Annotated in this window: 7 protein-coding genes; all 7 read right to left on the bottom strand. The window is 30.1% G+C overall.

Features of this window, described 5'->3' with window-relative positions; all coding sequences use genetic code 11:
• Window positions 1-913 (bottom strand): hypothetical protein (locus B0E44_RS02790; protein WP_131828081.1); only part of this gene is annotated, 913 nt, incomplete at its 3' end.
• 270 nt (window positions 914-1183) lie between these two features.
• Complete coding sequence (locus B0E44_RS02785; protein WP_077370686.1) at window positions 1184-2260, bottom strand: lipopolysaccharide assembly protein LapB; 1077 nt, start codon at window positions 2258-2260, stop codon at window positions 1184-1186.
• Between the two features lie 411 nt (window positions 2261-2671).
• Window positions 2672-3898, bottom strand: coding sequence for a hypothetical protein (locus B0E44_RS02780; RefSeq protein ID WP_077370685.1), 1227 nt, complete (start codon window positions 3896-3898; stop codon window positions 2672-2674).
• Between the two features lie 141 nt (window positions 3899-4039).
• Window positions 4040-4408 (bottom strand): response regulator, encoded by a 369-nt coding sequence (locus B0E44_RS19095; RefSeq protein ID WP_371594489.1) that lies wholly within the window; start codon window positions 4406-4408, stop codon window positions 4040-4042.
• A 512-nt stretch (window positions 4409-4920) separates the two neighbouring features.
• Window positions 4921-6708 carry an OmpA family protein gene (locus B0E44_RS02770; RefSeq protein WP_254423235.1) on the bottom strand — a complete coding sequence of 596 codons (1788 nt, stop codon included), beginning with the start codon at window positions 6706-6708 and terminating at the stop codon, window positions 4921-4923.
• Window positions 6709-6872: 164 nt separating this feature from the next.
• A complete protein-coding gene (locus tag B0E44_RS02765) occupies window positions 6873-7778 on the bottom strand; it encodes a type IX secretion system membrane protein PorP/SprF (protein ID WP_077370682.1) in 906 nt (301 codons plus the stop codon).
• 59 nt (window positions 7779-7837) lie between these two features.
• A complete protein-coding gene (locus B0E44_RS02760; protein WP_165688759.1) occupies window positions 7838-11440 on the bottom strand; it encodes a gliding motility-associated C-terminal domain-containing protein in 3603 nt (1200 codons plus the stop codon).
• Window positions 11441-13644: the final 2204 nt, after the last annotated feature.

The following is a 13644-nucleotide window of genomic DNA, read 5'->3' as shown; positions in this document are numbered from 1 at the left end:
CTTTAATAGAGAAAATATTCTTCTCTTTATTAAAGGCAAGTATGTAAATTTCATTGTTTTTAACGGCAAAAAAAAATGACTTTATGTATATAAAATTGTTATAAGGACATTCAAAGATTTGAATGTCTAGATCTTTAATATATCTATAATTATAGCATTTGTTATTATAAATAATCTTTCCAGAGGTGTTCCTCTTAAAAAGTAAGCCATTATCAACAAAATGAATGTTTGGATGTGGTTTTTCGATCAGATTTAATTTGTGCATACCATTTTCATCAATGATATAGAAGTTACTGTAGGACTTTAGTAGAATCCTGCCGTCTTTTAATAATTTGATTATCTTGAGTGGTGCGGTTTCAGTATCAATTATATTTTGGCCTTTTCTACTAAATCTTTTTTTTAAAGAATGCTGCGGAATCCGGTAAATTTTCTGCTGATATTTAGGATTAAGTTTAATAATGTAATTTTCTGCTATACTGATCCAAATGTTACCATTCTTGTCTTCTACAGACGAAACATAATTAAAATCTCGTAATTCCAAATTTTGAACATTCCATTTTATATACTTTATCTGAGATGTTTTCTGGTTAATGATATATATTCCCACGAGATTAATTGCCAATATATTCCCATTTCTGCATTGAATCCAGTTATATATACTAGATGTTGAAAAGTTTACTTGTTTTTTGTTGTTGTTAAACAGACTATATAGAACTTGATTTCTTCCATCGTATTTATAAAAAATTCCTTCCATGTTAACTGCATACCATGGAAAACCGTCTTTATCGATAAAAGGTTCGCTTGTTATTAAATTTGTATTTATCTCATTGCGTACAGGAATAGTCTTCAAAGTATAATTTTGTCCCATTACTGGAACAGAAAATAAAATGGCAATTAATAGACGTAATATCATGCTGAAGTATTAAATCAATGCTTATTTGTAGTTAGAAATTTTTAACCCAAAAATTCCCTGCTATGCATTATTAAAATGATTTATTGGATTGGTTTCTAATGACATACTATTATGACTAAGATCGTCTATTCATATCTAAATATTAAAGTATTATTTGTCGAAAATAAAAATATTATAAAATAATAAAAAATTAATTTTACCACTAAGTCTTTCTAAACTATAGATTCTCTGGATAGGGGGTACTAATTTTTCAATGAAAAAAAGTAAAATTTATAAAGTTATTTGAACTCGTTCAAGAATTTTGCTACCCTCTGAATATGATTTAAGGGATTCAATATTATCTTTAAATTGAAAAGAGGGGCTAATTTCTACTACTTTATTATAATATTTTTTAGCATCAATATTATTTTTTAATTTTTCACTTATAATACCCAGATAATAAAATAGATTAGCATCTTTAGGGCTCTCTTTTAACCTTTCTTCGATTAATTCTTTATAGGTCAAAAAATCTTTTGTTTCCAAATATAATTTTAACTCCGCAAGGTCGAAAGTCTGGTCACAATGGTATTGTTTATTATACTCAATTATTGCTTTTTTTGCATTTTCGGCTGAGTTTGTAAGAATATATATTAAAGCAATATTCTTTAGTATGTTTATTTTTTCAGGCATAGCCATTTCTGCTTCAATTTTCTTATGAGTTCCCATTTTAATATTCTTATTTCTTTCCAATTGAGATAGAAATTTATCCTCCTTGTTATTAGTAGTATTAATGGCATAATAAAAATTTATCTGACCTGCATACTCCAATCTTTTTAGTTCAAGATAATTTGTAAGAGCTTGAGAAAAGTTATTTGCATTCATAAATGAACTCGCTGCATAATATAAATTTTCTACATCAGTAGGATCTAATTGATACGCTTTGTAAAATTTTTCGCCACTTTCGCTGTATTTTTTTTCCCTATAACACAATGTTGCATCAATGATTAACTTACGTTTTAAACCATAAAGCGTTGCTTTGACAGTTTCAGAATAGGTCGTTATTCCTGTTTGCCTTTCAATTATTAATAAATCTTTATATGCTTGAGCAACAATTTCAACATTTTCGCTGTAATTGTTGTTTTTTTGATCAATCCATAGTTGCGCTTTACCTTTTATGTAATAATAGCTAACTTTATCTTCATCAGTTGCATTTAATATTTTATACTCAAGATCGGATATATAACCCAAAGCCCGTTTAGGATAGCCATCATTTAGTTCTTTAAAGGCAGCTTTTATTTCTTGCTTTTGAGCATTTGAAAAAAAGAATGTGAATGAGCAAAACAGAAAAAAAATTTGTTTTAATTTCATAATTAATTTTTTTTAAACAATTATATTTGGTCATTTTTTTAACATAAAAATTATAATGCCAAAATCCTTTTATTACCGGTAGTTTACGTACATCAAAATCGACAGACAAATCGTGAAATATGTCCGTAAGCTATTTGACAAAGCTTTTAAAAAAAGTTGTTCAATTAAATTGTTACAGTACCAACATATCGGAGTTTTCAGGAGAGTTCGGGATCAAAGCTCTCCAAACCAATAAGTAGAGTAAAGAGTTTCGGGAAGGAAGTTTTCTTAGAAATGAAAGTAAATGTAGAGTCATAAAAAAATCCACAACCAACGAAAAAATACTCAAGACAATCAGTCAGAATATGATATATTGAAAAAGAATCTTCTTTCTAAACCAGGCGGTCTGTGTGGTTTATTAAAGGCTCAAAATCATTTCCATTTTCCTTCACCTTTATATTTTAATAAAAAAGGATTATCGGGTTCAATTTTAAAAACTGGCTTTGTATAAGTGCGATTCAAATAAGCTGTTTTTGTGTACCCTTTAAGAATATCGGGATCAGTAAAAGGAAGATCATTTATATATATTAAGTATTTATAAAAATTCGCTAACATTTCTTGAACTCCTCCACCATCTTCCCGATTTGCAAAATTGCTGGTGTGATTGTAACCACAATGATGAGAATATTCATGTGACCAAGTTGACATATCACCTTTCCAATGTCCTTCTATATACTTGCGTTCAGAATGTGATACTAATTTACCTCCTCCCCATGCTGTATCTTTCCCAGTCATGGCCATTTCGATAATTCTTTCGTCAATATATTTTTTATAAGATTCCTCAATTTCTACTTTAGTTAAATAATCATATATTCCATTAGCATCTATTTGATTTCCATGTAAATTAATTGCACCAGTAACTGGTAGTCCTTTTACTGCCGCTTGCTCTTCTTTATAGCGATCAAAATTTGTGAAAGTTTCGTAATAAATTGGATGGCTTAATGCATATGAATAGTTAATGATCATTGTGATAGCTTCCTTAGCCAGAACAGGATTCATAGGTAAAAATTTTCCATACTCTTGTATATGATATTTATCATTAAACTGAACTAAACGCTGTGATTTTATTTTTTTAAACTTAGTAAACAAAGAGTCTTCGGATTCGATTGAAAACACAATATCTTCTTTTTTAAAACCGTCAATTTTATTAATTGTAACACTGATGCCGTCCTCTTGTTCATATTGGCTTTTATTAATTGTTAATGGAATTTGATGGACTGAACGATGAAAAGGGGGGATGTGTGAGAAGTTGTAAATTATGAAACGCCTATCATAAGTAGGTAATTTTGCATAAATTTTAACATCTTTTAGTCCAACTGGTGAGTACAAAGAAATTTGAACGGAGTCCGTTCCTTTAAGTATAACTTGCAAAGGCTCATTTACTCGAAACCAACTATCAGTATTATCGTATGTTTTTTTTGGACTTTCATCGTCCTCAAACATAGTCATTGGGTGATTTTCTTTTGCTAAATTTGTTGCATCAATGCTAGGCACATGATTGGAATTATCCTTTCCATCATTTGAATCGGAATCATTACAGCCGAATAGTATCATTGCAGTAGAGGCAAAAGAGACAAAATAAAAAATACGATCTTTCATAGACTATGGTGTTTAGTGTTAATTTCAAAATAGTTTGAATAAAAGATAATTACCACTTAAATTTAAAATATATTGAATGTATTTTTTTATGTAAAAATAAACTTATAAAAAAAGATCTGTTGATTATGCTTTTATATTTCCTTAATTTTGATGTATTTTCCGTTTTTCCTTTTTTAAATTATAATTGTATTTTTTTTCGCTAATACTTTTAACAGCTACGTAAACAGATGATATGACATCATTCATACCAAAAGGTTTTAAAATAAAATCAGCACCAATGCTATAGCATCGATCGCAATAAACCTCATTTGCGCTTACAAAAATTATTTTAAACCTGGGATGGTTAAAATAATCTAATAACTCAAATATTTCTCTTTCTTTTATATTGATATCTAAAAAAACTAAATCTGGTTCTTCAAAATAAATTAAATCGATTCCATCTGCGATAGTGTTGGCAGTACCGACTATAGTAAGATTTGAGCAATGTTTACTAATTACTTTTTGGAGAATATTAATATAAATTGGTTAATCATCTATTATTACCGTTTTAAATGCATCCATAATATCTAATTTTAAAAGTTACCCACTATATTCTTGTTAAATAATAACGACAAAATTTAAATATCAAACAATCAAAAGATTTGTGAAAACTTATTTTGGTAATTATTTGATATTCAGAATTTTAAAAATATTTTAAATGTTATAATCGAATTAACCTGTTATCTTTTTTAAAAAAAAATATTTGCATTATGCGAACCTTAATTATCACTTGAGTAGGGTGGAGTCTATCAATAGTCTTCACTACTAGCTTTAAATTCGATCAAAACCAATTATCTATACTATTCAATTTATCTCTCCTATAAATAATTATAAATGATTACACATCAATGTAGAAACTACTAGAAGCAGCATTTCAATAAATTAGTAACAAATAGGATATAGGACTAGACTATAAAAATTAGTACTTACGATTTCCAAAAATAATCTAGCCTCTATATCTTAACAATTAACAAAATAACAACCTACAAATCAGTAACTATGAATTCGGACCTCCTATTAGCCTGATGCTCTTCTTCTGTACAATCAGATTTATTTGTTAGATCACATTCACACTTATTTAATAATTTTGACTCACCATATCCTTTTGCAGTAATTCTAGATTTACTTATTCCATTAGCTATAAACCATTCCAGAGTAGATTTGGCTCTTCTTTCAGACAAGGCTAAATTATATTTAGCATTTTGACGACAATCCGTATGCGAACCTATAGCAATTTTCATAGTTGGGTTTTGCTCTAATACATCAAGTATTTTTCTTAATTCAATTTCTGCGTCTTGTCGAATTTTAAACTTGTCAAAGTCAAAATAAATTTTTAAATCTTTACCAAATAAGTCTCCTATATCATCGCCCTTTTTTACTTCTTCGACTTCACGAGGCAATTCAATTACTACTTTTGTTTCACCATATGCCTCTTTGATTACTTGGGGAATTTCAATGGTTTTATAACTTTGTTTTATGGCTTTTATATAGTTTTTAGAGCCACAGTGTACTATTCCAAAATCAAATTTACCTTCACTATCTGTTATTAATTCCTCTATTACATTAAAGTTTGAATCTGATAAAGTGACAGAGACATTTGCTAACGGTAAGCCACTATAGCTGTCAATTGCAACGCCTGAAAGAAACTGTTGACATTCTGCTTCTTTGGTTTCTACGAATCGGTAAATATCGTCACCACCTTTGCCACCAGCTCGATTGGAACTAAAAAAACCGATTTTCTTATTTTTATTAATCAAAAATGCAAAATCATCATTTTGACTATTTACTGGTTTACCTACATTTTGAACATGTTTAAAAGTTCCGTCAACTTGCTGCTTTGATACAAAAACATCTAAACCTCCTAATCCTGGATGACCGTCAGAAGCAAAATACAATTCGTTATCAGAAGTTATCATTGGAAAAGTTTCTTTTCCTTCTGTATTAATACCGTTACCTAAATTCTCTGGTTTTCCAAAGGTACCGTCATCATTAATAGCAACTTTAAACAAATCGGATTGTCCAATTGTACCAGGCATGTCTGAAGCAAAATAAAGTACTTTACCATCTTCACTAAGAGTTGGATGAGCAACATTATAATTATCACTATTGAATGGCAGCACTTTTATATTTTCCCAGTTATCACCATTTAATGAGGCTTTATAAATTTTTAACAATGTAGTTTGATTATTATCCTTTCCTTTTTTCCCATTCATAAAATTATTTCTTGTAAAATAAACTGTCTTTCCGTCTTTTGTAAAAACAGGTGTGGACTCATGAAATTTTGTATTTAGTAATTTTCCAAATTTTTTCGGAGGTAGTAAAAAGCCTTCATCATTCATATCTGAAAAATAGAGATTAGTAAAACTTTCACCAGTCCATGAGTGCTTGCTGTTAGATCCGACAACACCAGTGTCTCTTGCAGATGCAAAAATGACCTTATTATTATAAAAAGAGCTTCCATAATCAGAAAATTGTGAGTTAATTTTAGCATCATCAATAATATATCGTCCGGAATTTTTTTCAATCCAGGCCAAATAATCTTTTTGGGAACTAGCTAATTTCGCTCGAGTATCATTACCGCTTTTTTGATTAAATTGCAGTAGTACTTCATTCGCTTTTTTATAATTATTCTGAGCTTTTAAGCATTGAGAATACCTATAATAATATTCTGGTTCAATCGGTTCATTTGAATCAAATAATTCTTTGTAATACAAATTAGCTTTTTCTAAATTCGAATTAAAGTAAAATGAGTTTCCGAGTTTCTCTAGCATTTCCTTAGATCTATATCCTTTCTCGAACAAGCGCTCATAAGTATTTATTGCATCAACATAGGCAAACTTACTGTATTCTTTATCTCCTTTTTCAATTTGAGCATAGCATTTAAATGACGCAATAAACAGGAATGCTATATATATATATTTTCATATGTTATGTTTTAAAAAAATCTAGGTGTTACTATTCTATCATCCCTTTTATATAAATCAAATCTTAAAAATAGTTCATGTGAACCAGAACTATAATTAGCTAATTGCGTGGTTTCTAAATCGTAACCATATCCTATAAACAACCCTCTATTCACATGAAATCCTGCCATTAAACTGGCCGCTGCACTCCATCTCCAAGATGCACCCACAACAAATTTTTCATTGATTAAAAAATTACCTGAAACGTCTAATTGTAATGGTGAACCCTCTACTATTTTTCCTAAAAAAGCAGGTTTAAATTTTAAGCTGGGACTCAGATTAAAAATATGGCCAGCAATCAAATAAAAATTCATTTTTACTTTATTAACAGTAGCAGTGTTATCATTATAATAATTGGTTTCAAAAAAGTTAGGAGCAGAAAGCCCAACATAAGATCTGTCAGAATGAAAATAGATTCCAAAACCAACATTTGGCGTAAAAGTGTTATCTAAATCTTGTAAATTAGAATCATTTGCATTTTCTGGATTTAATTTATTGCCATCTAAACTGAATAAATTGGCAGTTGCTTTGATACCCAATGATAATTTAAAGGTTTCAGAAGTCTTAATTGTATAAGATAGATCCATTGAAATTTTACTCTCATCAATAGGACCAATTCTATCGTTAACAAAGGACAATCCACCTCCTAGGTTACTTCCAAAGGGAGCATTTACAGAAATTGCACTTGTAACAGGTGCACCATCTAGACCAACCCATTGCGTTCTGTATAAGCCAAAAATACTTATCACACCTCTAGAACCAGCATATGCAGGATTAACATTTACTGTATTGTACATATATTGGGTGAATTGAGCATCTTGTTGTGCAAAACCAAGCAGAGAAGAGAAGATTAACACGATTAAAATTTTTATTTTCATTTATTTATTTGTTTAATAATATAATTGTAGCAATTCATTATAGGAACATTATTTTTATTTTAGTTTGACCCATTCAAATAGATCCAACCTGTTTTAGAATATGAATTCCCTTGTAAATTTTTATATTTAAAAATGTAAAAATATGTTCCTGACGGTAAAGCTGCAGATTGCTTTACGTTGCTGCGTCCTGCAGAGTATCCTTTAAATCCATTACTTAAATTGTCGTAATTTATTGATTCGAATACTTTAACTCCCCAGCGATTAAAAATTTCGATGGTATTATCTTTGTAACAGTCATTTAAAACATTGTCAATTACCAACTCGTCATTTATGCCATCTCCATTTGGAGTAATAGTATTATGAAAAATTAGCTCAACACATTTATCATCACTACATCCAAGCTTAGTAATTACTGGGATTGTTACTTCAAAAATTACGGGACAATTTGTATCGTTATTTTCATAACGTATGATATAATCCCCATTAGCTAAGTTTAATGGTCTAAAAATTCCAGTTGAAATTTCCAATGCATTAGAATTATTAACATCTGAAAAAGATCCTGCAACTAAACTATATTCTGGAAATCGATTTTTTATAACATCCAATATATTCACAGATACTTCAGCATCATTATTACATACAGCCTCAATTTTAATTTTTTTAATAAAATCAGGTATTTTAACATTTATTTTCTGGGTAGCCGTAGTTTTATTACCACATGCATCACTTGCAATCCAAGTTCTGATTATTTCATAAATCCCTTCAGATGAAACAGTAGATACAATCTCAGAAAAATTTACTGTAGCTGAAGAACAATTATCTGTAGCTGTTAATAGCTGTGCTTTTGGAATTGATGAACACTCTACAGAATTAGTCACTGGTACTGTTTCGACAAAAGTTGGCGGTACAGTATCCTCTATAAGTATGTTTTGATTGCATACAAATTGATTTAAAATAATATTTTCTCCTAAATCTCTTGTATTATTATTATTTGGATCCGCGTATTCAGTGATCGTGTAAGTTCTAATTACCGAAGCATTACAGCCATTATTTGGCCCATTACTTGCTATGATTTCAACTGCTCCACAAGGAGAATCAATTATTGATCCATCACCATTTCCTAATAATATAAATTGAGATATTGTTAAACTACTATTTGCTGGTAAATCATTATAACATTGTACTTTGCTGGAAGCAAAAGTCGGACAAGTAACAGTAAATTCGCATCCAACCTTTATGGTTACAGTTGTAGTACTACAATTTGCAGGGTTTAATGCCTCACAAATAGTATAATCAGCTGTATAAGTACCTGCAGGGGTATTAGGTGCAAGAGTTACAGTTCCGTCAATGTTTATGATAAGTGGTCCGTTTGGTGTTGAAGTTAAAACTACATCAGATGGATCCACCAAATTACCATTCAACGTGTCGTTTTCATAAACATTTATACCTGTATTTCCTCCTTTGCCTCCGTCTAGTGGAGTTGGATTACTATCTGCTATTGCTTTTATAATTGTAGGAGCAACAGATGCTGTAGATTTATTATTACTAGTTTTGAAATCTGCTTGTCTACCACTGATAATCGCAGTATTATCATAAGAACCACTTGCATTTACAGTAGCAACAATCGTTAAATTTGCATTAGCTCCATTTCTTAAATTCCCAACTGTCCAAATAGGAGCTGCCCAAGTACCCACGGAAGGTGTTGCACTTACAAACGTGTAACCAGAAGGCAAGATGTCATTTACTTTAACTTCTGTAGCTGTATCGGGGCCATTATTTGTAGCAGTAATAGTAAAAGTAACCGGAGTTCCAACAATTGGTTTTGAATTATTAACAGATTTTGTAACAGACAAATCTGAAATTATTGAAAGTTCAACTACTAGGGCTGCTGAATTACTTTCAACGGTACCACACGAATTTGAATCTGTTATTAAAACTCTATAAAATTTGCCAGAAAAGGTATAGGGAACATTCGTTATACTTAAAGTATTCGAAGTAGTATTGGAATAAGTACTATCATCTGACAAATCAATCCAGTCAGAACCATTATTTTTACTAACCTGCCACTGATATTGTCTAATGCCAGATCCTCCAGACTCACCTACAGTAAAAAAAGTATTTTCTCCTTCATTAACAACTTTACCAGTTGGCTGACTAGTAATGGTAGTAACAATATATGGATTGGCCGTAATTACTGCGGGTACATTTCTATACCCATCATCATTGTATGGAGCAGTCAGACCTTTAACGTCATACCTAATCGTAGCACTTCCCTTGTAATTCAGAGCAGGAGTAAATGTAACTTCTCCGGTAGCTATATTATAATTCCAAGTACCTTGATTAACAACATTAAACGATTGTCCTTGAGGATTTCCACTAGTGTCAATAAACCTAAAAGATGTTAAATCAATATTATTTGACGAAGATGTTGGCCTACCGTCAAGACTATTGGTATATGCAACATCATTAGTTAATGGAAATATTGAACCATTACCATTAGCACAATATGAAAAAATATCGTCATTAGCTTCTGATGAGTAAGGAAGTGAAACTTTCAAATTACGAATTAATTGATTAAAAGTATTTTCACCAGTAGATCCCGCAAATCCTATTTTAAATAAATCTGGCACCGGAGTCAGTAAAGTATGCAATGTTTCTGGGCCTATATCATTATTATTATCAAAATCTGTAACTAATGGGTTAGCATTTTCTTTATAATTTAGTGAAGTTCTGTACCAATAATTGTCAATAATAGTTGTTGTAACTAATCCATGCTGAACCTTGACTGTTATATTAAAACCACCTTTAATGTTAGGAATTAACGAAACAAATGCTTTTCGATAATTAGTGTCATTTTGATCTGTTGAAAAAGTTGCAGTACTTAGTGTAAAGGAATCTATACTATTTAATGGCACATTATTAAAAGATAAATCTCCTGTTACATTTAGTTCGTAATTATAAACAGATCCCATTCCTCTAACACGACCACTATAGGTTTGCCTGCCTATTAAAACTGGATACCCAGTAAAACCATATCCCAAGCCTTTTGATGCATCAATTTCATTTCCTGTTCCACCTCTTAGAGTTACCGTAGATCCAATGGTAGCTAACCCTTCAAGTCCATTAACTCTTGAATATGAATTGAAACCCTGATTTTTAAAATTTCTAAAACCATCAAAACCAATACCCAAATAAGCACCAGTAAGCCCTGGCTGCCTGCGATCTGGAAAATTATTATTTGCTCTATTGAAACTATATCCTAATCCTCCACCTGTAGCGCCTATAGTTGGGACACCAACAGCTGCATCAAATAAAAATAATGATATTCCATCAGCGCCAGTGCCTCCATACATTCCGTATTCAAATTCAATATTTAGACCATTGAGAGAACTAAATTGCCTGTTATTAACATAAAAGGCACCAAAAGAATATATGTCATCAGCTGATGTCAATTTCACTCCTTCATTTGTAAAAACAGTAGAATTGGAACCTACCTTTGGATTCAATAAAGTGATTTCTGTAGGCTTTGTACCAGAGGTAAAAGCCTGTTCATATGGAAAGCTACCATTTACTTGAGCATTTACATTAATTAAAATAAAAAAAGCTACGACAGTTTTTAGTTTAAAATTTTTACTACTTAATTGTTTGCAATATTTATTCATATACATATATATAATAAAGATACCCGTTGGGTGTAATTAAATGATTTGATTTTTGAAATTATTTATCAGTCTGTTAAATAGAAATTGTTAATCAGCTGACTAATCGTATTTCAGTTGTTTTAGGCAAGATTCTCGCATTATGATTTCAAAAGTTTTAGTGTAATTTGATTAATAATTATTCACATCATTGTCAACAAAGTTTCTATCTATTGATGTTATTTTACTCCATTTTTTTGCAACACGAGGCGTTCATGTATGTACCATTTTATATCAATTTAAAAGACAATTCTTCAGAATTTATCTTATTTTATAAATTCGTATTTGCAATCATTTCCGCAAATATTATAATAATAGAATAGCTGGCTCATTAAAAAGTAGTTAACGTGTAGTTTTTACTGATTAACGTGAATAAATTCGCGAGGAACGTACGTTTAAGGTCTTGTAAGGGATTTCAACAATACAACGATTAGGTTTAGAACACGATACTCTCGCCATTAGCTACCTGAACTTGCACATAATTTGACGAGTCTAAAAATGCTAGTTACGCAGTTATGCTACTCAATACAAATGCTTACAATTTCTGAAACGATGAGAAGTACTTATAAGCAGACTTTCGTTTCTAACTGTTGCTGATTTAGAAAATATGCTAGTGCTTTTTATATACGTATTGATAATCTCCTACTTTCACCGATTTTTGTAGTTTGTAATAGTTCTGGGAGTTTAAATGTAAATCAGAGGAATTAAAGTATAGTTTGCCAATGCCTCTGCTTTTGGTTGTAAAAACTTCTTTAATTAGTGGTAGTGGAAAGTGTAATTTCTCAAAGGAAACTCTTATAACGGAATGCTCAAGTATCAAGCCTTAGTTTTTTTATTTAAACTCAGTTTCCCTTTAATCACTTAATGCACTTTTGGATTTTCTTTGATGTCCTTTTTAAATCCTTTTTAGATGTTTTTTTCAAGAGAAAAACTTATTTTTTGATGAGCTAAAACAACTTTATTTAAAAAATATTTGAAAGCTAAATTGTAACTTAATTAATACAGCATTTTGCAAATGATTTTTTTTTTTGATTATCTCAATGATGACAATGGTTTTACTTTTTTTGTTTGTTAAAGGTTTTGTTTTCTTCACAAAATCTATAGCAAATTATCCAATTAATTTCTTATCTGCCCAACAATTATATGGTAGTCTCTACTGTCTATCTTCATTGTGGTCAAATAGGATGAAAGGTGTATTTTTTTTTGAATTTGAATATACAAGACCCTAAGGAATTACTATACTTGGTTGACATCTTCTTATTGAAATATTTTAGTGATTTGCGGGAGGGAATGTGATGCCAATAATTGATTTGGTTTGTTTAATAGAAGATTTTGAGAAAAATTTTGAGCTATAGAAATGAATTCCTTCCCAAGATATAGATAGAGTATTTTAGACAAGAGACAGCAATCAATTTTAATTTTTTATTGATTGGGTAGATTCAATTCAGAAAACTTTACAGGGCAAGTTATAGCTATGGATGGCTAAAACATGGCGTGATGCATTTCAAAGGAATTCCAACAACTATGCAAAAAGTAAGAGTTTAGCAAATAAAAACAAATTGATTTTAGTACAAATTAGAGTGAACAAAAAATCAAATCAGAAGGGTATCATGCAGAATTACTAGATAAATTAATAGTTCAATCAAATACAACAACTACTGTTACTAAAAGAATATATACTGATATAGTTGAAAAAAACTGAAAATGGTTTCGATTATAGTGTAGCAGGAATCGAAAATAAAAAGCAATTTGTAGAAGAAAATATAGAATAATTCAAAGCTGTGCAATACATCAAAGACAAAAATCCACTATTGTTGTCCCAATTGCAATGTAGACTTTCTAACAGTTACCTATTAAGGCTGTCGAGATTTAAATAGTAAATTTTATCTTATTAAAATATTTTACTTTACGCACAGATACGTTCATTTATATTTTCTTTACGTTAATCAGTAAAAACTACACGTTAACTACTTTTTAGTGAGTAAGCTATTCTTTATATTATAAAATTTACAGAAAAATTGAATCTAGGGCTATGAAAATAAGATAAATTGTACGGTAAAATCAATTCACCTTTATATAAAATGGTGCCAGAATCGTATTGTTTTAATTAAAAGCTAGCTATAAAAAGCATTCTCTAATCAAGAATATAATTTGTGAGTGAAAAGTAT

It is taken from the genome of Flavobacterium sp. A45 (assembly GCF_002001005.1).
GTDB lineage: Bacteria > Bacteroidota > Bacteroidia > Flavobacteriales > Flavobacteriaceae > Flavobacterium.
This window is presented reverse-complemented; position numbering and strand designations above follow the sequence as displayed.

Coding starts and splice junctions, on each gene's coding strand:
- B0E44_RS02785 (WP_077370686.1), bottom strand. CDS start 2,260: ATGAAATTAAAACAAATTTTTTTTCTGTTTTGCTCATTCACATTCTTT.
- B0E44_RS02780 (WP_077370685.1), bottom strand. CDS start 3,898: ATGAAAGATCGTATTTTTTATTTTGTCTCTTTTGCCTCTACTGCAATG.
- B0E44_RS02770 (WP_254423235.1), bottom strand. CDS start 6,708: ATGCTAGAGAAACTCGGAAACTCATTTTACTTTAATTCGAATTTAGAA.
- B0E44_RS02765 (WP_077370682.1), bottom strand. CDS start 7,778: ATGAAAATAAAAATTTTAATCGTGTTAATCTTCTCTTCTCTGCTTGGT.
- B0E44_RS02760 (WP_165688759.1), bottom strand. CDS start 11,440: ATGAATAAATATTGCAAACAATTAAGTAGTAAAAATTTTAAACTAAAA.